Genomic DNA, 22614 nt, shown 5'->3' on the forward strand with positions numbered 1-22614 from the left:
TCTTTCGTAATTTGCTCTTAAGTTGTTCATTCTAAATCGTTTTGTAGTTAAAACAATTTACTGATTATCAGCGTAATGAGCAACTTATTTCTCCTTTTTTATCCCTAAATCATAATGCACAACGGGTAATGGTATATATTTGTATTATAGATTGTAAAAAATGGTAGAAGTTTTCTCAAAAAGACTTCCACTTTAAAAACATGGCAAAAAAAAAGAAAGACTGTGAGAACACATGTTTTATGTGTAAACATATAATTCCTGCATGGAAGGAATTGATTAATGCCAATAGAGAAATAATTAAATTAAAGAAAGGCGATCAATTTATCCAGGAAGGAACGCCAGCAGAGGGTATTTATTTTGTTCAAGAAGGCGTGATCAAAGTACATAAACACTGGGGTGATAAAGAAAGTATTGTTCGTTTTGCAAAAAAAGGGAATATAGTAGGGCATCGTGGATTATCTTCTTCGCAAACACTTTTCCCCATATCTGCCACCGCATTAGAAAACAGCGAGGTCTGTTTTATTCCTATTGATTTTTTCAAAACGATATTGAAAGGAAATCCAGATTTCACGTATGAGATGCTGTTATTTTATGCCGACGAATTGCAAATTTCCGAACAAAAGACGAGCAACCAGGTACAGCTTTCCGTAAAAGGAAGGTTGGCATGGAGCATCCTGCAATTAGAACAAAAAATGGGAATTGAAGGAGATGGTTATATCAACATTACACTATCTAAAACAGATATAGCAGCATACATAGGGAGTACGTACGAAACTATCTACCGGATGATGAAGGAACTAGAAAACGAACAAATCATCGAGACGTCCAATAAGAGCATCAAAATAACCGACCGGGAAAAATTGCGCCAGATCCTGTAGTAGCTGAGACATCTGCCAACTCAATTTTTATTATGCGAGATTAAAGAGGTGCCTTCTGCCATTTGACGATATCTTCAGGCGTATTGTAGTTTCGGAAATCTGCCGCATTTTCGGGTGCAGGGACTTTTACCGAGCGAAGATTCTGTATCGCGCGCTTCATCGAAAAGTTTGTCAGGCCCCCACTTTGGTAGTCCGCATATAATTTGTGCAGTCCCGAAGCCGTATAAATTGCGCACAGGGGTTCAACCTGTCCATGCCTGATGTACAGATAGACATCCGCCTGCACGATCTGCCGGCGAATATCTATAAGCCGCTCCAGCAGAGGCGCTTCCATATCAATCATGTCACAAGGCAGCACGAATATATCTGCCTTGGGAAACAGCCGGTGCGCACTCAGCAAACCCGCCAAAGGCCCTTTTATATCGACCTGATCCGGAATCAATATTTCGGAAGGAAAGATGTGTTGGTATGCCTCAAACTGCGATGGATGGATCGAGAAATAGGTTGCCAACCCGACACTCCTCAGTAGGTGACCCATGTGCTCCGCCCAGATAGAATGATCTTTTGTGAGCTGACCTTTGTCCTGCCCCATGCGGCTGCTCTTGCCTCCGCACAGCACCAGACCCAACAATATATCGCCTGTATTCTCCATGATTATATAGTATAGGCTTCTGCTGCCGGCTCTTCATGACAGGAGCAATGTCCTCCCCATTCGCGCCCTCCATCCACAAAATGCTCACATTTCCATAGGGGTACATGATGTTTGATGCGATCGATGATATATTGATTGGCTGCATAGGCTTCCGCGCGATGGGCAGCCGCTGTAATGACCACCACTGCTGTTTCCATAACCGAAACCTTGCCTAACCGATGGACGGCGATGGCAACCTGTAGCTCCCAGCGTTGTTTTGCTTCATCCAGTAATGCAGCAATCATTTTGTTGGCCATCTGCTCGGCGGCCTCGTATGAAAGATGTGAAACTTCTTTTCCCTGGTGGTTATTCCGCACTTCACCACTAAACAATACAACGCCCCCTGCTGCTGGATGATGCGCCTGCTCCCAAAGTGCCATTACATCGATTTTTTCCGTGCTTAGATGTATCATCGTTAACCTCCGCTACTGGGTGGAATGACTAAGACAAGATCGCCCTGACGAAGCGGGTAATCCTCCTGGACAAACGTATCATCTATCGCAAACCGACATTGCTCTAGTAATGTTTTGGCAAACGATTGCTGATCAATCAGGTAGCGTCGTAAAGAATTGATGTCTTCTGGAGTCTCTCGGACCTCCATAACGGGCGGGAAGTAATCCTTCAATCCCGCAAAAAATTCCAAAGTAATCATATTTATCCTCCAATTGTTAACATACTCATTTCACTTCCGGAAAACCGCATTTGTTTTTGCCCTAATGCGGCGTGTAAGCCCGCCTCCAACCCTTGCTGACTATTAACCGCCCGAAGCGGTATAGGCGTGTTGCTACTTAAACAGCCATAAATATTCCCCTGGCAGTCTAGTCGCAGGCGGTTGCAGTCTGCACAAAAAGGCTGGCTCTCATTGGCAATGATTCCGAAGCTATGCCCGCAGGACGTACGCCAATATGTAGCGGTGTCTCCGCATTTCTTTACCTGCTCGTGGATTTCATAGACGCTACTTATTCTGTCCAGTATGGCTTGCCGGGAGAAGAACTTACTGTCGGTATCGCCAAATAGGTGACCCATGCCCATCAATTCCAAGAAGCGTATTTTAATGCGATGTCGGAACGCAAAATTCAGTAAAGGCAAAATTTCCTGATCGTTTTCACCGGCCATAATCACCGTGTTAATTTTTACCTCCAATCCTATTTCCTTGGCGGCTATTATGCCTTCGACGACCTGCTGTAGCCCCGTCCGTTTTGTTACCTTATAGAAGGAACTTTCGGATAATGCATCCAGCGAGACATTGATGGACCGAAGACCAGCTTGTTGGAGAGCAACTACTTTTTTCGCGAGCAAAAAGCCGTTTGTCGTCATGCGGATATCTTGGATGCCCAATTGTCGAATGCCCTTTATTAACTTGGTAAGGTCGGGATATAGCAGTGGCTCACCCCCTGTTAAACGTATGGTCTGTAGATGCAGCAGATGGTGCAAACGACCTATGAGATCGATAAGTTCATCGCTGGACAATACCGCAGATTTCGGTGTTGTTGTGTTCAGTTCATCTTCACATACACAATAAGTGCACGCAAAGTTGCATCTATCTAATAGGCTTACGCGTAGGACGTTGAATGATCTTCCGATAGGGTCTGTCAATGTTCGCATTACATGAAAAATAATAGTTTACAACAAGCGATCAGGAGCACTACACTAAGCAAGGTGCGTACTGTTGCCATAGGAAAACGCGCACTCCCGAAATAGGCGCCCGTAAATCCTCCGGCAGCTGCCGCACAGAACCATAGTGCAAATGATGGATCAATGTATATCGGTGTGGTGTTGCCGAGCAAGCCACTGAAAGAATTTAACGTTATAAAAATGGCGGAGGTAGCTGCAGCCTCCTTGGCATTGGCCCAGCCCAATAAGATAAGCAACGGGCTTAAAAAGATACCGCCGCCGATATTGAGCATACCCGACAAAAGGCCGACAATGGCGCCTATGAGTAATGCCAATGGTATATTTACCGTTTTACGCTTCTGGCGCTCCTTGGGGGTTATACCGAGTAGCCGGATGGTAGGCAATATGAGGGCAAGACCGAGTAGCACAAAATAGACTTTCCCTTCAAGCGCATACCGGGCACCTAGAAATGCTGTTGGAATAGAGGTGATCAAAAATGGCCAACAGGTAGACCACCTGAAGTGCCCGGCACGGCGAAATTGGAAGAACCCTGTACCGGCAACAAGCATATTAAGCATGAGAATAAGCGGCTTGTATTGCGCTACCGGAATGGAAAAAATAGAAAAGACAGCAATGTAACCGCTGGCACCTCCGTGTCCAACAGAGGCATACAAGAAGCCAACAACAAATAGGACGAATGCTATATAATAGAGTTCCATGTCAGTGCTTTAAAGGTGTGGTGTTGATTTGATCAAATGCTATAAATTCTTTCTTGGGAGAGCCGCATAGACCACAGGTATAATCTGTAGGTAGATCGCCGAAGGCAATGCCTGGTTCTATAGCCGCTAATACATCCCCATAAGCGGGATGGTAAATACTGAGGCAATGTGGACAACGGAATAAGGGTTGCTGTGGGGCGCTATGCGAAAACTCCGGTAAATCGTAGGGATGATGCTCAGACACCGGATGGCTGTTTTGTAATGTAGCATCGTAAAAGCAATCACAAAGTGTTTTTAGGGTTGCGGGTAACGATTTCTCGGTGACACGTTGTTTATAGAGAATTAGGTCATAGGAGTTGGCCTTGAAATCTTGCGTGTGGAAAACATCGAAGCATGGTTCACGATTCTCATCGTTGATCTGTTTGATGATAATCGAACCCCAAATGCCGCTGTTTGATCCAATCTTGATGCCAAAGCATAGCCGATAAGTTCGAATATTCCAACGATCGAAATATCGGACGATGAAACGCTTCAATTTCAACGCCGGTTCACACCAATCTTCGATTTGCCAGTTTAGTTCGTTGGAAGCGTGGCGCAAATTAATACGATGTTTGTCGAGAATGATATCCCATCCTTTGCGATCTTGATGTCGGATGTCTTTAATAATGAGTGACCGCCAGGGCGTCGTATAGATCTGGCCCACCCGAGACGTCTGGCAGACGTTGCAAACGTCCAGCAAAAAGGAAACGGTGTAACACTCGTCTGGTCGGTAAATGCCTAGCCAATATTTATCGTCATATTGGTTAAAGCCTTCATAATAGGGAAGACGGAAATCCGATTCCGTTAACGGTTCTTGGATTTGTTGACAATGAAACGCACCCGACGTTTTAATTTTTAATTCCAGATCCGCACATAGCGTAGCAATGTCGTCTTCTGCTATATCTTTGTTATCCATTATGGCGCTTTCCAGTTCCTTACTAATGGCGGCAATATCCATGGAGTAAATGAGTGATGACCAGCTTCTTACTTGATTTGTTTTGGGCCATCGGATATATACATGCCAATAATTGCCTACGCCTGAGGATACAAAATTCAGGTTGCCGGTATAATAAGGTACAAACGACTGATTCGCATCGACGATGTTGATCTTTAGTTTTGGAGTATGCTCAAAGGAGGCTAAAATATCCTTATAAATTCCTTCTCTCAACCAATGTGACTGATTGTAAAGCCCGTCGGCCACATAAGAACTAACCATATTTGGATAATGGTTTTCATTCACTTCATACAGCAGTTCTTGATTGAAGAGCTGATATTCGATATCTTCCATTTGCGCCGGGGAGGCAGAGAAAAGCAGTTGTTGGCGTGCACCGATTTTAACGGTTTTTACATCTGCCGCATGCGCCGCTTCCAGTATGGCCTTAAAATCACCCACCGATACATAGCCTCCGGGCAGATTGATTTTTACGTGTTGCCATTCCGGTTGTGTCTGCTTAGCCATTCGTGACCTCCATTTCTTCTTTTTCGGTTAAAAAACTATCCAAAATTGCCATCACCTGTGGACGGCAAGAGCCGCAGCCTGTTCCGGCGCCACTGGTGTCGCACAGTGTTTTCAGGTCTGTGCATCCTGACTGGATGAGCTTGGTTAAGTTCCCTTCTCCGACCTGACTACAGCTACAGATCAGCTTGCCGACAACGGGTTCTTTGACACTGCCGCTGCGCAACAGTTGGAGGCGTTTTTCGCTAAGCTCTGTTTTGTTGGTGATCAGATCTTTAAATTCCAGAAACTCATTCTTGTCTCCAATGAGTATGGTGCCGACCAAGCGATCCTGATGGATGATGCACTTTTTATAATAGCGCTTTGCTTTGTCGATAAATACAATTTCTTCGTACTCGTCATTCGGACAGTCGACAATCCCGATGCTGCACAGGTCAAAGCCCTGTATCTTGATGATGTTCATGAAGACCGATCCCTCGTATACGCTGCCTACATCTCCATTGTGATAGCGCGCCACTACAGCACCTTGCTGTTCGGCCGCGGCCGAAATGCCATACAAAACCCCATCATACTCGGCAATCTCGCCGATCGCATAGATGGCAGGATCACTGGTTTGCAATCTGTCGTTGACCACCACGCCGCGTTGACAATTCAGCCCTGCGTCTTTTGCCAGTTCGATATTGGGTGTGGTGCCGATGGCTACAATGACGGCATCGCATTTGATCTGTCGACCACTCTTTAGTTCGACCTTATTGACTTTGCTACGTCCATAGTAGAGCTGCACTTCATCATTATAATAGACATCACACCCCTGATCTATCATCTCTTCATGAAGAAGCTGGCTACCAAACACATCCAGCTGTCGGTTCAGGAATCGTGATACACGCTGCACAACGGTAATGTGCACGCCCATCTTACGTAGGCTCGCCGCCATTTCCAAACCGAGGAGTCCGCCTCCGATGATGACAACTGAAGCATCTTTGCGTAAAAACTTGCGGAGGTTGTCCGCATCCGAACGCCTTCTGATACTGAATATGCCTGGCAAAGAGGGGATGTCTCTGGGCATAGACGGACGGCTGCCCGTACCGAGGATGAGCGTATCATACGGTATTTTCAATCCCTTACTGTCTTCAATATATTTGTTTTCGCGATCGATCCGGGTCACTGTAACCCCTCTTACGTGCTTGATATTATACGTGTTTTTTTCTTCCTCATCCCGCATCTTGACGAGTTCTGACCACTTCTGATCGCCACTGACATAGTGGGGCAGCATGACCCGATTATAGAACGGCAGATTTTCATTGCTGACCACGGTGATCTCGTCGGTAGTATTGATTTCCCGAAAAGCTTTGACAAAACCAAAAGCACCCGCACCGGCACCAACGATCACAATGCGCTCAAATGGCTTCCGATAAGGGAGCACCTGTACGGCGCAGAATTTAAAATCTGGCTCTTTTGAAATGGGATCCACCAAGGGGTTGGTGAGGTTATTTGCCCGATGTAAGTCGGTGTCGCCAAGCTTTCCCCAGTGCATGGGGAGAAAGACACAACCGGCCTTTATGCTGGTGCTGAGACTGGCCTTGACACGTACATGGCCTCGTCTTGAGGTGATTTCGACCAATTGCCCGTCGTTTATACCGAGACGTTCGGCATCATCGCGATGAATTTCGAGCTGAGATTCGCTGATATGCTGTTTCAGCTTACTGACTTTACCGGTCTTGGACATGGTATGCCATTGGTCACGGATGCGTCCGGTGGTCAGAATAAAAGGAAAGGCCGTATCCGGTAATTCACTTTGGAGATCCGTGTCCGGGCTATGGATAATTGCTTTTCTGGACGGGGTATAGAAATCATGATCGGCAAATAAACGAGATGTTCCGGCTTTTCGTCTCTTATTGTACGGCCACTGGACGGTCTTTTGGCTATCGATCTGTTCGTAATCCAGACCCTCGATATGTAGATTTGTCTTTGCGGTGAGTTTCGTATGTTCCTTATATATAGCTTCAGTATTGGGATAGTCAAAGCCTTTAAATCCCATTTTCTTGGCAAATCGACAGATAATTTCGGCGTCGGGAAGCGCTTCGCCCGGAGGTTCGATGATTTTGTGCAAGTGACTGATCCGACGTTCGGAATTGGTCATTGTCCCCTCTTTTTCGGCCCAGGCGGCAGCAGGCAAGATGACGTCGGCATAGGCCAAAGTCTGCGGTTTGTTGCTGATTTCCTGCACCACGACAAACTTTGCCTTTTGCAGTGCCTGTTCTACCTTACGTGTATCTGGTAGGCTGGTCAACGGATTCGTACACAATATCCAGACAGCTTTCAGCTTTCCGTCGGCTAGCGCATCAAACATTTCGGTCGCCGTGAGGCCCGGTGTGTCGGATAGCGTAGTTCCTCCCCAAAAATCAGCCACTTCCTGTCGGTGTATTTCGTTTTTCAGATCACGGTGTGCAGGCAATAAATTAGCCAGACCGCCGACTTCCCGGCCTCCCATAGCATTTGGTTGACCGGTTAACGAGAAAGGTCCGGAACCTGGCTTGCCGATTTTTCCCGTGATCAAGTTGAGATTAATGAGCGACAGATTTTTATCCACACCTTTCACACTCTGGTTAAGTCCCATCGTCCACATGGTCAATAAGGACTTGGATTCGCCTATATAGGTTGCGGCTTGACGGATTTCATATTCGGGTATACAGCAAATATGTGCTGCCTCTGTTATGGTACGCTCAAATACACGTGTTTTATAATCTTCAAATCCCTCTGTATGGTGTGCTATAAACTGGTAATCAATATCATCATTTTCAATCAGCAGCCGGCCAATAGCATAATTCAAAACGATATCTGTACCGGGTTGAATTTGTAGGTGCAGGTCCGCAATGGCTGCTGTATCTGTTTTTCGAGGATCGACCAAAATGATTTTAGTCTGTGGGTAGTTTGCTTTGTGGGCTTCTACCCGACGCCAAAGAATGGGGTGGCACCAGGCGGGGTTGGCGCCTTCCACCAAAAAGCAGTCGGAGAGTTCAATATCATCGTAGCAAATAGGCACGGAGTCCTCCCCGAGGGCCATTTTGTAGGCGGCGACAGCACTGCTCATGCATAGACGTGAATTGGTGTCGATGTTGTTGCTACCTATAAAGCCTTTTATCAGTTTATTGATGACATAATACTCTTCCGTGAGGCACTGTCCAGATGCGTAAAACGCGACTGAATCGGGGCCATACTTATCTATCATCGTGCGGAATACAGCTGCTGTACGGGTTAATGCGTCTTCCCAACTTACCCGTTGCATCGGCATGTTGCGGTGATATCGCATTTGCGGATAAAGCAGACGATCCGATTTATCGTTTACCGTGTATTGTAGATTCATGCCCTTGCTGCACAATTTTCCCTGGTTGACCGGATGCTCCTCATCACCTGTAACCGTCACGGAATCGTGCTTATCCAGCCGAATTTTCACGCCGCATCCGACACCGCAATAACAACAGGTACTTGTTACTTCTTTTTCTTTCATGTCTGAAAAAAGGCAAATTAATGGATGTTTATTGTTGAAAGTCGAGCTCGCCTGTCTCTATGCTGTTTTTGATGGCGGGCTTTGGCTGGAATCTAGTCAGTGCGACTAGCAAACCGATGAACACGACCCCCGCACCAATATATTGAAAGGCACCTGCATAGGTTAAGTTTTCGGACTTGAATAGAAAACCAACCAACATGGCACCGATATTTCCGCCGGCACCTACTATACCACTGACGACACCAATATTGTCTTTATTGATAAAAGGGACAATCCCATAGGTACAGCCATTGGCCATCTTCAGAAACAAGGCGAAAATCAGCATGGAAACAACCGCAAAGACCAACGTACCCGAAGCAGCAAACAACGCGATACCCAGACCTTCCAAAACCAAAAGTAGTCCTAGTAATGTACCTTTTCCTTTTAGTCCGAATCGTTTACCAACTTTATCACTCACGATGCCCCCCAATGCACGGGCGAAAATATTCATGCCACCGAATATGCCGGCCATGGCACCGGCTACAATGATGCTGGTACCAAAGCGGTCTATAAAAAATATCGCAGCAACATTATCTACCGTTATCTCAATGCCGAAGCATGCTGCATAAGCGAGTGTTAATACCCATACGCGATAATCCTGCAATGCTTCCACGAGTGATCCCTTGCTTTTTTTCGGAGAGGTAGACGTATCTCTTTGCTGCAAATCGCTGAAATTCCCTGCAGGGGTATCTGTCGTGTATCGGTAGTAAATAAAAGCCATGATCAGGAGAATGACGCCCGGCACAACCATGGCGAGTCTCCAAGCATCTGCTTCGCTTACAAAACCCATCGCGGCAAAACCTGCTGCAATTAAGGGCATAACCAAATTGGTAACGCCTCCTCCGAGGTTTCCCCACCCACCGGTTACCGCATTGGCAGTGCCGACAATATTGGGCGCAAACATCATCGATGTGTGAAATTGGGTGATGACGAAAGAAGCGCCAACAATGCCGATACAAAAACGGAATAGTAAAAAAGAAGTATAGCTCTCACTAAGGCCGATCAGCATAATCGGAATAGCTCCCACCACCAGCAAAATCGTGTAGGTAAGGCGTGGGCCGAGCGTATCGCACAACTTCCCAATCAGTAGGCGCGCAATAATAGTTGCCGATACGGAGGCAATGATGATATTGCCGACCTCGCTCTTGCTCAATTGGAGCTGATCGCGGATCATAGGCATCAGCGGAGCAACACCAAACCATCCAAAGAAACAGAAAAAGAAAGTGATCCACGTGATGTGGAATGTGCGCATCTGAACACCTTTGAACGAAAAGATGTTGAGGCTTGAAAGAGGTGATTGGTTCTGTTGCATTGTTAGTATTAGTTTAATTTGTATGAAAAAAGGGGTGCAGGGATAATACTTGTATAGTGTCATTTTCTGAGATGACCTGCTTGTCATGGATATGCCAGCCAATACCATCACATCCCACTGTCGCGGTTATATCTCCGGATCTGCGATTGGGTTTGCATCGGTATCCATTGCCGTCAGGCGACCTAAAAACAGGGAAAAAATCATCCAGAGTAGATTTTTTGGTTCTGGAAGTCTGTAGTTTGACCTTTTGGAATCGTTCACGGGTAAATCCCAAACATCCGTGTAGATATTCTTCAACAAACAGTTTGAAGGTGGTAAAACATGACAAGGGATTTCCGGGCAGTGCAAACACGATGCGATTTTCCGGCAAGACACCAACCAAGAGGGGCTTTCCCGGTTTGATAGCGACTTTGTGAAACACGATCGCTACGCCCAATTCTTGTAAAACTTGAGGAACATGATCGGCATCACCAGCAGACACGCCACCGTTGATCAGAATAATTTGCTCCTGCATAGCTTGTTGAAAGGCAAGAGACAATGCTCCGGAATCGTCCGCGACATGTTGACAAAACTTTATGGGCAAGTGCCATTGGGCGCAAAGAGCTTGCAGTGAATACTGATTGCTGTTGCGGATCTGGAAAGGTGCGGGCTGCTGATCGATATCAACTACCTCATCGCCCGTGGTGACAATTGCTACACTAGGCATTTCATAGACAGGCACATCATGGATGCCCAAAGCGGCCAGCGCCCCGACCAGGGAAATGTCGCAAACCCGAGGTGCAGGGATCGCCAATTCATCTTTTTTAAGATCCTCGCCTTGCTTTGCAAGATGTTGTCCCTTGGAGACCGATTCACACAGGATCAGTACCGTGCCGTGCGCGGTATAATGGAGGTCTTCTTTACGGATAACAGTATCTACATCCGAAGGACAGGCCGCACCGGTCATGATCTTGTAGCATTCGCCAGGTCCAATTGCCGTCGATGTTTCCGCTCCGGCAAAAATGGTGTCCCGAATATGGAATTCCCGTGTTCCGCGATTCCAGTCATCGATGCGTATCGCTATTCCATCCATCGCTACACGATTAAATGGTGGATAATCTCTATCTGCAAAAATAGGCTGTGCCAATACTTGACCTACACATTGCGTGAGCGGCACATGCACTATCGGGAGCGACGTTGCCAAGCTTCGGATCTGATCTCTGGCTTCCAAATAGGTCAGCATATCAATGTCCTCCTCCCATCATCATTTTTCGGGCGTGAAACAGGGCTGGCAATATTGCCTCCAAGCACTCTTTCACACCGTTGGTGCTGCCGGGTAATGTGATGGCAAGCGAATGGCCGATCGTGCCTGCAACGGCGCGACTCATCATGGCCAATGGTGTTCGCTGCTGTCCATGGCCGCGCATAGCCTCGACTATGCCATTGGCTGTCTTGTCCAATAATTCCGAAATGGCTTCCACCGTCACATCCCGCGGTCCTAATCCTGTTCCTCCTGTCGTGAAAATAAAATGCACATCTTGTTCGGCCCAAGTTTTTACGGCTTGTTGGATGAGGCTTTTTTCGTCCGGTACGATCTGGTAGTCCAGTACCTGTGCACCGGTCTCCTGGAGCATTTCTTTTATTTTAAGACCGCTATTATCCTGTCTTTCACCACGGGATGTTGCATCCGAACAAACCAAAATAGCGCAGGTGGCAAGGGGTGCTAAAAAGCGATTATGGTCAGATTTACCGCCTGTTTTATTTGCTAGGCTAATATGGCCAATCTCCAATTGATTGTCGACAGGTTTCAGCATATCGTAAAGCTCGAGTGCTGCTATGGATGCAGCAGTAAGCGTCTCCATCTCTATGCCGGTACGACCTATCGACTTGGCAGATACCGTAATCAATATCCCGGTACGCAACTGCGGGTCGGTAAAAAAAACTGGATGGGAGCTGGGATAGATATATTCAAAATCGACCTGCATCGCGTCAATATTAACCGGGTGACAGTGAGGTAACAGCTGTGGGGTAGCCTTTGCTCCCAAGAACGCTGCTGCACGAGCAACATCAAACAGGTTTCCTTTGGGAAGTTCATCTCGTTGGATTTTGACAGCTGTTGACTCGGTAATATAGATCACTGCTTGAGCCAAAGCTGTGCGTAAAGTATTTATTTTATGGCTTATATCTCGCATGTCTTCATTTCTATAGTATCCTCCGTCGGACTGGACTGCAACCTGGAAAAATTAATGACTCGTTTCTGAAGAGAGAGTACATCGAATAAAAGCAATTTGCCCGTCAGTTTGTCTGGCAAATCCAATAACACTTTGATCACCTCATTTGCCATCAACATACCTGCTACCATACTGCCGATGATGTAGGTGCCGGAAACTTCGCAAGCCATCCCTTCGGCGGCTGATTGCAGAGTGAATACATCGTCTATGGCCATGCTTTGTGCTTTATAGTTAAAAACAGCGATCTGCATCTCGGAACGAAAAATAGATCCGTAGACGATCGGTATACCGAGCTGAATACCCGTGCGACCAATCAATAATCGGGAAGGAAAATTGTCTGTTGCATCGATGATGATGTCATATTCAGAAAATACTGTGTGAATATTGGTTTCGTCTGCAAAAAACGGATATTCGTTAAAGACGGTGTCCTGATATCGGGTACTTAAATATGCGACAGCAGCCGTAGTTTTCAGTTCTCCAACCTGCGCTGGGGTATAAAGGTATTGGCGTGCCAGATTTTTGAGCTCAACCTTATCGCCGTCAAATATGCCAATACATCCGATACCGCTGGAGGCCAATGCGGAAACCACAGGGCAGCCCAGACCACCTGCACCAACCACCAGAACGCGGGTGCCTTTTAATTTGTCAATACCTTTTTTGCCAATAAATGACAGCTGAAGATGATCGCTGAAAAATCTGTTATCCATTTCTCTTTTCTTATTATAGTTTATAACCCAAGCCAACCCCTAAAGTCCATTTGCCATTTATGGAAGGTGTTTTGGGGAGATAAAATGCGGGAACTTGTAATGCCAGATGCTTAAAAATCGTTAGGGTGGCGCCAACACCTAATGTGGGCGTAAACGTCGAATTCTTCACGACGGATTTGTCTTCCTTAATTTTGACAGAAGGTAAAAAACCTAGCATAAGATTCCATTTCTGTGTCGTGTACTTTACAGCAGGTCCGGTACAATTGATATAGGCGCCGTTGTCCACGTATCCGCCTACAATAATACCATCAAAAGCTTGTGCACTGATTTTTTTATCTTGCGCATGTACAGTTGCTGTCAGCATTATAAATGCTACCGTAAAAAAGCTCCGATTTGTCTTCATGTTGCGATGGATTACCGTGATCATATATTAGTTCTGTAATGCAATATATACGAACCCGTCTTCCACTTTTACCGGATAGGTCTTGATGGCGCATTCATCGCCAGAGAGACATTCGCCGGTATCCAGTGCGAATGTTTTCTTATGGAAAGGACAGGCGATCTTCGGTTTATCGCCTAATGATCCGATCATACCGCGACTAAGGATCATTTGTCTTTTATGGGGGCATTCGTTCTGCGTAGCGTACCACTCATTACGACGTTTGAAATAGAACAAGGCAACTTGCTGATCCTCTAGTTTTAAACAGACCCCTCCGTTTTCAATGGTGTCTTCTACGCGACAAGCTAATTTCCATGAAGTGATTGATAAGGTTTCCATAATGATCTTGTATTAAAGTTTCGTATTATTTGATTAATATGTTATTGGGGCATTCCAGTCGGCCGCTTTCTTTTGCCCGCGCATTTCTTCGAATTTTACGGTTTCATCTTTCTCGGAAGGTGCATTCACAAAATGAACAAAGCGCTTGCGTATATCCGGATTATTGACCGCGACCTTCCACTCACATTGATAGGCGTCGACTAAGGCCTGCATCTCTTTTTCCCATGATTCTGCCATGCCAAGACTATCATTAACAACAACATTGCGTAGGTAATCAATACCTCCATCCATCTTGTTTAACCATGTCGCAGTACGTGTCAGTGGGTCTGCCGTACGGATGTAAAACATCAAAAACCGGTCTAAGTACTGAATACAAGTATTGCTATCAATATCACTTGCTAAAAGCAAAGCATGTTGAGGTTTACTGCCTCCATTGCCACATACATAAAGATTCCAACCTTTTTCAGTAGCGATAATACCGAAATCCTTACTTTGAGCTTCGGCGCATTCTCGAATACAACCGCTGACTGCCGACTTAAATTTGTGCGGTGCACGAACTCCACGATACCGCTCTTCAATCTTGATCGCAAAAGAAACACTGTCATGCAATCCAAAACGGCACCATGTGCTTCCTACGCAACTTTTGACAGTACGTAGGGCTTTTCCATAAGCATGTCCACTTTCAAATCCAGCTGCAATAAGTTCTTCCCAAATAGAAGGAAGATCATTTACATGCGCACCAAACATATCGATACGTTGACCTCCCGTTATTTTAGTATATAAATTGTATTTCTTCGCTACTTCTCCAATAACGATGAGCTTCTCTGGACGGATTTCCCCGCCTGGGATACGAGGAACAACAGAGTACGTTCCGCCACGTTGGATATTGGCCAAAAAACGGTCATTACTATCCTGCGCAACATCATTTCCTTTGCCCAAGATCATTTCATTCCAAAGACTTGCAAGTAGCGAAGAAACTAACGGTTTACATACCTCGCATCCATGCCCCTTGCCCAAGTTGTCCAAAACCTCGTCGTAAGTATGCAGTTCATGTATCTTCATCAGATCAAACAACTCTTGCCTGCTATAGTCAAAATGTTCACAGATAGTATTGCGAATATATTTCCCTTGCTGCTTCATGGTGTAGGTTACGAGGTCTTTTACCATCGGAATACACCCTCCACAACCAGAGCCTGCTTTTGTACATTTCTTTACCCCATCTGCATTTTCACAACCTTGTTGGATTACAGCATCACAAATCTGAGCTTTGGTCACCCCTTCACAACTGCATATTAATGCATTGTCTGGCAGGGTATCTAGTCCCGATCCGACAGGTTGACTACTTGCCTTTTCATGAAAAAGTAATAATTCTGGATGCTCCGGAATCGGCATATTGTTATTAACCGTCTGCAAAAGCATATTGTAACTGCTCGCTTCACCTACCAAGATGCCTCCCAATAATCTTTTGCCATCCGAGCTAATGTTGAGTCTTTTGTAGATTCCTTTGTTCTTGTCTTCAATATGGATAGTTCGTGCATCTGGTTCGCAAATAAAAGGGTCTCCAAAGCTAGCTACATCGACACCCATCAATTTGAGTTTAGTACTCATATCAAAACCGCAAAAAGATTTCTGTTCGCCTAAAATTGTGGATGCTGCAATTTCTGCCATTTCGTAACCTGGTGCTACGAGACCATAGATCATCTCATTATATAATGCACACTCACCAACAGCAAATATACTAGGGTCGGAAGTACGCATATTTTCGTCTACCACGATACCTCCACGATGTCCAGTAGCCAGACCGACCACTTTGGCTAGTTCATCACGAGGCTTGATTCCTGCAGAAATGATTAATATATCTGCCTCTACAGATGTTTCGTCAGAAAATGCTAAACCCGCAACCTTGGTATCTCCCAATATTTGGGTAGTCGATTTATGTAGTAGACAATTAAGTCCTAATGAATGTAGTTTATTTTGCAATGTTGCACTTGCGGCATCATCAATCTGTCTTGGCATGAGTCGTGCTGCGAATTCAACTACAGCAGTTTCTTTAATCTGTAGATCGACCAGTGCTTTGGCAGCTTCCAATCCCAAAAGACCTCCGCCAATCACCGCTCCTTTGCGTGCATGTACGGCATATTCTTTAATGCGATCTAGATCTTCAATAGTCCTATACAAGAACACGCCCTCTTTATCTATACCTGGTATCGGAGGAACAAATGCAGCAGATCCTGTGGCAAAAACAATGAAATCATATGAAACTCGTATGCCATGTTTTGATTGAACAGATTTCTGTGCTGTATCTATAGCAATTATGGGATCATTCAGGTGCAGATCTATATTATTTTCATGATACCAGGTCAAATCTGACAAATAAAGATCGTTAACTCCAGATTTTTTAAAATAATCTGTCAAATGAACGCGATCATAAGCACGAATCGACTCTTCACCAAACACAATCAACTTAAATACATCTGTTTTTGCTAGCAATTTCTCACAAAACTTATGACCGACCATCCCATTACCGATCACAACTATTATTTTATCTCCCATAAATTCAATTTTTATAATAAAATACAACTTACATCAGCTAATTTAGATAAAAAATCCATATAAATTCAAATATTTTATGATTTATATCATAAATAAATCATAAATTTGATAAAAAAGTTATGAAAAAGTTGTGAAAATGATTACAGAAATCAAAAAAACATTATTTATTATTGGATCAGGACCTGGAAATCCAGATTTTTTAACAATAAAAGCCTACAATGTGTTAAAAAAATCAGAAATTGTATTATTTGACAACCTTGTTAGTCAAGAAATACTCGATTTATGTCCAGAAGATTGTAAAAAAGTCTATGTAGGTAAGCATCCTTATGGTGAATATGTTCCACAAGACGATATTAATACACTAATAAGTTATTATTGCAACCGATTTTCTAATGTGGTCAGATTAAAAGGAGGTGATCCTTATATTTTCGGACGAGGTTTTGAAGAATGGTTGTATGCAAAGACCCTAGGGATCGCAGTAGAATACATACCCGGAATCAGCAGCATGCAAGGTACAGGCGTAAATGATATTCCCTTGACACATCGTGGCATAAGTGAAGGTGTATGGGCTTTGACTGGAATGAAAAGTAACGGAGAAATGGCGGCAGACCTCACGCTTGCGGCACAAAGTAACTCAACGGTCATTATCTATATGGGTATGCGAAAACTAACGGAGATAGCGCGTACATATGTATTACATGGCAAAGGTGACACTCCTGCAGCTATAATACAACACGCAACTCGTCCCAATCAAAAAATAGTGACTTGCTCGGTTAAAGATTTACAAAAAACAAGTCAGCAACATGAAATGGCACACCCTGCTATTATTGTTATTGGACACGTTGTAAACTTGCAAAACAACATCTACAGCAGCATATTACAAGATAATAGAATCGTGGTCTGAAAACACAAGTCTATGAACACCTTATTTCCGATATACGTCAAACTGGATAAAATACAAGTGCTATTAGTCGGAGCTGGGTCAATCGGCTTAGAAAAACTTCAGGCTATACTAAAAAATTCGCCCGAAGCGAATGTTCACATCGTAGCCGAAAAAGTATGCCTCGAAGTCGAGATACTTGTAAACAAACATAATCGTACACATCTTTCAAAACGCTCGTTTAATGAAAGAGACTTAGATAAAATAGATTTAGTATTGGTTGCCAGTAACAATAGATGGCTAAATGCCCACATACAATATCTATGTAGAACAAAACATATTCTATTGAATGTAGCCGACAAACCTTCTTTATGTGATTTCTACCTTGGCAGTGTTGTGCAAAAAGGAAATCTCAAAATAGGTATTTCTACCAATGGAAAATCGCCTACAATAGCAAAACGTTTAAAAGAATTTTTGGATCAGCTAATTCCTGAAGAGATTGACGAAACACTAGCACTAATGGGACAACTACGAGATTCTATACAAGGCGATTTTCACGAAAAAGTAAAAAGGCTCAATGAACATACCAAAAACATTCTTGAAAATCAACTTTCAGCCCGAGCTAAATCGGATTCTTTATACGATTCATAAGTATAAACATTATAAGGTAACAACCATTGAGCAAAATATTTGGTTATAAAACAACATAATGCTAAAGGAACGATCAACACATAGCCATTAGGTGCCAAACTACACGCCAAGAATATGGCTGTCATCGGTGCAAAAATAGATCCTGCCAATGTACAAGCAGCTCCTATTATCATAAAATTGAACAACAGCAAATTCGTACCAAACAACAAGTTTGCACTATACGCAACCAGCAAGCCTAAAAATGCTCCTGCAACTATACTAGGTGCAAATACACCTCCATCTCCACCTGCACCCAAAGTAAGTGAAGAAGCTATTGGTTTCAAGATTACAAACAGTCCCAAAGTTAAGAGAGAATACTCTTTTTGTTGTAGTATCTGATCTAATACATTGTGTAAACCATGGTAACTATCACCATACAATATCGGTAAAAAGAAAATCATTAATCCTACAGTAATAGCACCAAGATTTACTCGGATAAAATTATTGGAAATCTTCTCAAAGAGCTTTTTAATATTGATCACAACACTGGTAAAATAAACAGAAAGAGCTCCAGCAAACAAACTCAAAACCAAAAAGAATGGTGTGGCTTTCCATTGCCAGCCTTGAACCGGAGCGTCAAAGAATGGTTTTCTATCAAAAAAATAGATAAAAACCCCAGCAAACAATGCTGAAGCAATACAGCTAATCAAAATCGTTTTTTGAACCTTTCGGGCAATAACTTCTATGGCAAACAAAAGGCCTGCTACTGGACTTGCAAATAAAACTGCTACACCAGCCGCGACTCCTGCACAAATCAATTCGCGCTTATATTTTAAAGCAGAAAATCCCCTTTTATACGATTCATTACCGATAGTAGCAGTTGCGACAACCGTTGAAACTTCAACACCTGTAGATCCACCAAATATGACCGTCAAAAAGCCATTGATAAAATGTGAAGGAATCTTAAAAAACGGTAAGTGATCTTTTCGCTTATCCAATGTATTGTAAATTTCTGCAATCCCTTTGTTCTTCCTATTCTTAAACAGAAATTTACGTAAAAAATAGATAATCGTGATGCCAAAACTAGGTAATACAATCAACAAGATTGAATTAAAAGAATCCACATATTGGAAGATGAATTCTTCGGCTTGCTCAGTAAGATGTTTAAGCGAAAAACTCAATAAACAGCAACACAGACTAACACATATAGATACTACCAGTAAGCGTAAATAACTCCCAGAGACAACTTTTTTTCGTAGGTTCATCACTTCTTTATTTTTTGCAAAGATACTTAATTGCACGTTTGGCAGTGTCAATTTATTACAACAGCTTTACTTATAGACAAAAAAGATGCGACAACTCCCAAAGCTGCCGCACCAATCCTCAAAAACAACATCAATTATTCTGCAATAATTACACCTTTCATAATAGCTAAGTGTCCTGGAAATGAGCAAACAAAATCATATTTACCTGCTTCTAAGGTAACCTCAAATGAATCTTGCTCTCCCCCACCTATAACTTTGCTGTAGCCAATAACCGAAGATGCTAATGATGCAGGAATGTAATCTGTATCTTTTGCTTTATTAGCTTCTACACCAAAAGCTGGAATATCGGTTCCAGGTTTTAATATCACTAAATTATGCCCCATTACTTCTTTGGCCGTTTTGCCAACACACTTCAATGTAATGGTCACATTTTCACCAGCTTTTACTTTAATTTCGCTTTTATTAAACTTCATTTGGTCATCACTTTCGATCACTACAGCATCTGATGCAGCTTCTGTCGAGGTCGTCGTTGGTTCGGCTTACTTGAGCGCTTTAATATGCGTCTGGTTCTCTGGGTGACAAAGAAATACAAAGGTTTTCGTGGTCGAAAAGCTAGAGCAAGACAATGGTTGGGCAGGTTTGCAAAAGCCAATCCCAATCTGTTTGCGCACTGGCGATTTGGTATACGGCCGCTGAAAACAATTTGAGACGACTGAATAAGAAAAGCCGTATGAAGTGAGAGCTTCACGTACGGTTTTGTGAGAGATTTGGGGTGAAATTCCCCTTATCTACTCGACTACCGCTCTATCGTCAAAAAAAACGCTTTGCAAGGGAAAACATACAGATCCCTTCTTCAACAATCGAAGGTTGGACCAAACAAGCGCTGCAAAAACTGGAACCACTATATGAGCAGTTGGTATTTGACACCAAAACAAAGGATTACCTTCAGGTGGATGAGACAGTTATAAAAGTATTAGATAGCGAGAAAAAGGGTGCTACACATACCGGTTACTATTGGGTATATCATGACCCATTGGATAAAACCGTCTTATTTGATTACAATCCTAGTCGCGGGGGCATTGCCGCTATGCCGATGTTAGGAAATTTTAAGGGATATCTTCAATCGGATGGATATCAGGTGTACGAAAAGTTTGCCAAAAAGAATGAAGTAAAACACCTGGCATGTTGGGCCCATGCTAGGCGCTACTATGAAAGATCGTTGGATAATGATAAGCCTAGAGCAGAAAAAGCCTTACTAATAATCCAAAAGTTATATGCTATCGAACGCACAGCTAGAGAAGAACAGTTAGCGGCTGATCAAATTAAAAAACTGCGACTTCAAGAGGCTCTCCCACTAATAAATAAGATGGGAAAATGGATATTCGAGGAAATAAAAAACACACTACCTAAAAGTTCAATCGGTAAAGCGATGGCATATACCTATTCTAGGTGGGATGCTTTGTCAGCTTATTTATACGATGGAAATCTACAAATTGATAATAATCTTTGCGAAAATGAATTGAGATGTGTACCCATGGGAAGAAAAAATTATCTCTTTGCGGGAAGCCATGAAGCGGCACAACGAACAGCTATGATTTATTCATTTTTTGCCATATGTAAGAAACATGATGTCAACCCATTTCAATGGCTGAAATATACTCTCCAGAACATAATGACCATAAACTATAAAAACATTAAGGAGCTATACCCCCAGAACTATAAAAATATTATTCAATAATCAACACGTACTTCGTAGGACGGATACGCTATACATTGACAGAAAGAGATACCAAGTCAGATGATTTCAAACATTTGAAACTGGGGATTAAGAACTTTACAAATTTCATTATTGATCGTTTTTCAATAGAAGAAGTCATAACAACTTCAGCAAAATTTGCCGATCTGACTTCATTGTTGAATAAAGAAAATCAGGAAATAGAACGGCTTAAAACTCCGTTGGAAATCAAAGATTGGATGATTGAAAATCCAAGCTACAATAAATTAAACAAGTAAAAAAAAAAAAAACAATCCACTTATTTTTTACAAAAAATTTGTAGTTGAAATAATAAACCTCTATATTTGCAGCACTTCAGAAATGATGGCCCGTTCGTCTAGGGGTTAGGACGCCAGATTTTCATTCTGGAAACAGGGGTTCGATTCCCCTACGGGCTACTTTTTAAGATATCAAAAGATGCTAAAACCCTGCAAATCAAACATTTGCAGGGTTTTTTGTTGCGGTCATAACACCAAAATATGCACCAATTCGAGATAAAAATGAGCGTAATTCGGTGCGTACCTCTAGGCGAAAGCACTACGCGCCGAATTGTATATAACCTTTTGATAAACAATGTGTTCAACAACTGAACATCTTGACGTCAGGTGTATACTTCCTTACTTTTGTTTAACTTTTTAACACTTGTTATCATGAGAGGTAATTACAACCTGCTTTTTTACCTGCGCAAGCAAAAAGCCTACAAAGGTGTCCCCATCGCCATCTACACGCGTTTCACGGTCGACGGAAAGCGTGCCGAGATGTCCACGGGGAGAACTGTCGAACCCGAGCGGTGGAACGGACGTGCCGGTCGTGCCGTAGCAGTGGTTTTTACAAGTGGTTGACTAAAAAGAGCAGTCTCCGTGAAGCGAAAAGCAAAAAATTGATCCAGTTGATTCAAGATGAATTTGAAAAAAGGAATAAATTTATGGAAGTCCTCGTATAGCTAAAAAGCTGAAGGAGAAAAATCATAATGTATCACGTTCTTACATAGCTAGAATAATGAAGAGATTGAATATCAAAAGTAAAACACGTAAAAAATTCAAAGTCACAACAGATTCCAGTCACAGTTATCAAATAGCGCCGAATCTTTTGAATCGCGATTTTACAGCTACAGATGTGTCTCAAAAATGGGTAAGTGATCTGACCTACATACGCACTAGGATTGTCTTTGTGACAGAAGCCGGATCATGTACAAAAGTTGTGGAGTAGATGAAAAATAATCGGATATTTGCCTAGTTATATTATTCAGATGCACGATTCATTTAAAGCTTTAATGCCTCTCATTATTCCAGAAGGGGTTTCCGATTATTTTGAAATGACCCATTATTCAAAAGGCGAATGTCGCTTGGATATATTTTTAGAGGAGATGAATGTTATTCCTGAAGAATTCAAAACCAATAGCTTATTATCCAAAGGTTTTTTTGATCCCGTTACTTTACAAGATTTTCCTATTCGTGGTCAGCAAGTTTATTTACATGTTAAACGTCGAAGATGGCTCAATCAAGATACTGGTAAGGTAGTTTATAGGGATTGGAATTTAGTAGCAAAAGGAACGCGTGTC

General features: G+C 43.1%; 23 protein-coding genes, 1 tRNA gene and 1 pseudogene. 9 read left to right on the forward strand and 16 right to left on the reverse strand.

All coding sequences use genetic code 11. The annotated features are described in order from the left end of the window. The first annotated feature begins 239 nt into the window (after positions 1-239). A complete protein-coding gene (locus FLS47_RS13225; RefSeq protein ID WP_223225276.1) occupies positions 240-878 on the forward strand; it encodes a Crp/Fnr family transcriptional regulator in 639 nt (212 codons plus the stop codon). Between the two features lie 40 nt (positions 879-918). On the opposite strand, the gene mobA is transcribed toward FLS47_RS13225, so the two are convergent. Genes mobA through nirB form a run of 14 tightly spaced genes read right to left on the reverse strand, consistent with a single transcriptional unit; the run spans position 919 to position 16504 of the window. Continuing rightward, positions 919-1530, reverse strand: a complete 612-nt coding sequence (gene mobA / locus FLS47_RS13230) for a molybdenum cofactor guanylyltransferase (RefSeq protein WP_149914847.1) — start codon at positions 1528-1530, stop codon at positions 919-921. A gap of 2 nt (positions 1531-1532) precedes the next feature. Further along, a complete protein-coding gene (locus tag FLS47_RS13235) occupies positions 1533-1949 on the reverse strand; it encodes a molybdenum cofactor biosynthesis protein MoaE (protein ID WP_262713880.1) in 417 nt (138 codons plus the stop codon). A gap of 35 nt (positions 1950-1984) precedes the next feature. Further along, positions 1985-2221 carry a MoaD/ThiS family protein gene (locus FLS47_RS13240; protein WP_149914849.1) on the reverse strand — a complete coding sequence of 79 codons (237 nt, stop codon included), beginning with the start codon at positions 2219-2221 and terminating at the stop codon, positions 1985-1987. A 2-nt stretch (positions 2222-2223) separates the two neighbouring features. Further along, positions 2224-3174 (reverse strand): GTP 3',8-cyclase MoaA, encoded by a 951-nt coding sequence (gene moaA, locus FLS47_RS13245; RefSeq protein WP_149914850.1) that lies wholly within the window; start codon positions 3172-3174, stop codon positions 2224-2226. Further along, positions 3174-3902: a sulfite exporter TauE/SafE family protein gene (locus FLS47_RS13250; protein ID WP_149914851.1), complete on the reverse strand. Its 729-nt coding sequence runs from the start codon at positions 3900-3902 to the stop codon at positions 3174-3176. The genes moaA and FLS47_RS13250 overlap by 1 nt, the downstream gene beginning before the upstream one ends. 1 nt (position 3903) lies before the next feature. Then, positions 3904-5400 carry a rubredoxin gene (locus FLS47_RS13255; RefSeq protein WP_149914852.1) on the reverse strand — a complete coding sequence of 499 codons (1497 nt, stop codon included), beginning with the start codon at positions 5398-5400 and terminating at the stop codon, positions 3904-3906. Continuing rightward, on the reverse strand, positions 5393-8905 hold the full coding sequence (locus FLS47_RS13260) for a nitrate reductase (RefSeq protein WP_149914853.1): 3513 nt from the start codon (positions 8903-8905) through the stop codon (positions 5393-5395). Before FLS47_RS13260 ends, FLS47_RS13255 begins: the two co-directional genes overlap by 8 nt. Before the next feature lie 28 nt (positions 8906-8933). After that, complete coding sequence (locus FLS47_RS13265) at positions 8934-10256, reverse strand: MFS transporter (RefSeq protein WP_149914854.1); 1323 nt, start codon at positions 10254-10256, stop codon at positions 8934-8936. Positions 10257-10269: 13 nt separating this feature from the next. Then, entirely contained in the window at positions 10270-11478 is a 1209-nt protein-coding gene (locus FLS47_RS13270) for a molybdopterin molybdotransferase MoeA (protein WP_149914855.1), read from the reverse strand. A gap of 1 nt (position 11479) precedes the next feature. Further along, entirely contained in the window at positions 11480-12427 is a 948-nt protein-coding gene (gene moaCB / locus FLS47_RS13275; RefSeq protein ID WP_149914856.1) for a bifunctional molybdenum cofactor biosynthesis protein MoaC/MoaB, read from the reverse strand. Next, entirely contained in the window at positions 12415-13173 is a 759-nt protein-coding gene (locus FLS47_RS13280) for a HesA/MoeB/ThiF family protein (protein ID WP_149914857.1), read from the reverse strand. Before FLS47_RS13280 ends, moaCB begins: the two co-directional genes overlap by 13 nt. 13 nt (positions 13174-13186) lie before the next feature. Next, entirely contained in the window at positions 13187-13576 is a 390-nt protein-coding gene (locus FLS47_RS13285; protein ID WP_223225277.1) for a hypothetical protein, read from the reverse strand. A 27-nt stretch (positions 13577-13603) separates the two neighbouring features. Next, positions 13604-13951: a nitrite reductase small subunit NirD gene (nirD, locus tag FLS47_RS13290; RefSeq protein ID WP_149914858.1), complete on the reverse strand. Its 348-nt coding sequence runs from the start codon at positions 13949-13951 to the stop codon at positions 13604-13606. A 33-nt stretch (positions 13952-13984) separates the two neighbouring features. Next, complete coding sequence (gene nirB / locus FLS47_RS13295) at positions 13985-16504, reverse strand: nitrite reductase large subunit NirB (protein ID WP_149914859.1); 2520 nt, start codon at positions 16502-16504, stop codon at positions 13985-13987. Between the two features lie 136 nt (positions 16505-16640). On the opposite strand from nirB, the gene cobA reads away from it, so the two are divergent. Continuing rightward, positions 16641-17408 (forward strand): uroporphyrinogen-III C-methyltransferase, encoded by a 768-nt coding sequence (gene cobA, locus FLS47_RS13300; RefSeq protein WP_149914860.1) that lies wholly within the window; start codon positions 16641-16643, stop codon positions 17406-17408. A 12-nt stretch (positions 17409-17420) separates the two neighbouring features. Then, the gene (locus FLS47_RS13305) at positions 17421-18035 is read left to right on the forward strand and encodes a precorrin-2 dehydrogenase/sirohydrochlorin ferrochelatase family protein (protein WP_149914861.1); all 615 of its coding nucleotides are present in this window, start codon (positions 17421-17423) and stop codon (positions 18033-18035) included. Here FLS47_RS13305 and FLS47_RS13310 read toward each other — a convergent pair. Both FLS47_RS13310 and FLS47_RS13315 read right to left on the reverse strand, forming a co-directional pair. Continuing rightward, on the reverse strand, positions 17990-19279 hold the full coding sequence (locus tag FLS47_RS13310) for a chloride channel protein (RefSeq protein ID WP_149914862.1): 1290 nt from the start codon (positions 19277-19279) through the stop codon (positions 17990-17992). The genes FLS47_RS13305 and FLS47_RS13310 overlap by 46 nt on opposite strands. A gap of 134 nt (positions 19280-19413) precedes the next feature. Then, positions 19414-19773: a plastocyanin/azurin family copper-binding protein gene (locus FLS47_RS13315; protein WP_188347433.1), complete on the reverse strand. Its 360-nt coding sequence runs from the start codon at positions 19771-19773 to the stop codon at positions 19414-19416. A 302-nt stretch (positions 19774-20075) separates the two neighbouring features. Between FLS47_RS13315 and tnpC the strand changes: the two are divergent. The 6 genes and pseudogenes from tnpC to FLS47_RS13345 all read left to right on the forward strand — a co-directional run. Next, positions 20076-21017: pseudogene (tnpC, locus tag FLS47_RS13320) on the forward strand (IS66 family transposase); the annotation flags it as partial. A gap of 35 nt (positions 21018-21052) precedes the next feature. Continuing rightward, a complete protein-coding gene (locus FLS47_RS13325) occupies positions 21053-21292 on the forward strand; it encodes a hypothetical protein (protein ID WP_149914864.1) in 240 nt (79 codons plus the stop codon). Positions 21293-21379: 87 nt separating this feature from the next. Then, a tRNA-Glu gene (locus tag FLS47_RS13330) sits at positions 21380-21451 on the forward strand. Between the two features lie 252 nt (positions 21452-21703). Beyond that, positions 21704-21895, forward strand: coding sequence for an Arm DNA-binding domain-containing protein (locus tag FLS47_RS13335; protein WP_149914865.1), 192 nt, complete (start codon positions 21704-21706; stop codon positions 21893-21895). A gap of 79 nt (positions 21896-21974) precedes the next feature. Beyond that, positions 21975-22262, forward strand: a complete 288-nt coding sequence (locus FLS47_RS13340) for an IS3 family transposase (RefSeq protein WP_149914866.1) — start codon at positions 21975-21977, stop codon at positions 22260-22262. Positions 22263-22302: 40 nt separating this feature from the next. Beyond that, positions 22303-22614 (forward strand): ISAon1 family transposase N-terminal region protein (locus FLS47_RS13345; protein WP_449441409.1); only part of this gene is annotated, 312 nt, incomplete at its 3' end.

This window comes from Sphingobacterium cavernae (assembly GCF_008520265.1).
In the GTDB taxonomy this organism is placed as follows: Bacteria; Bacteroidota; Bacteroidia; order Sphingobacteriales; family Sphingobacteriaceae; genus Sphingobacterium; species Sphingobacterium cavernae.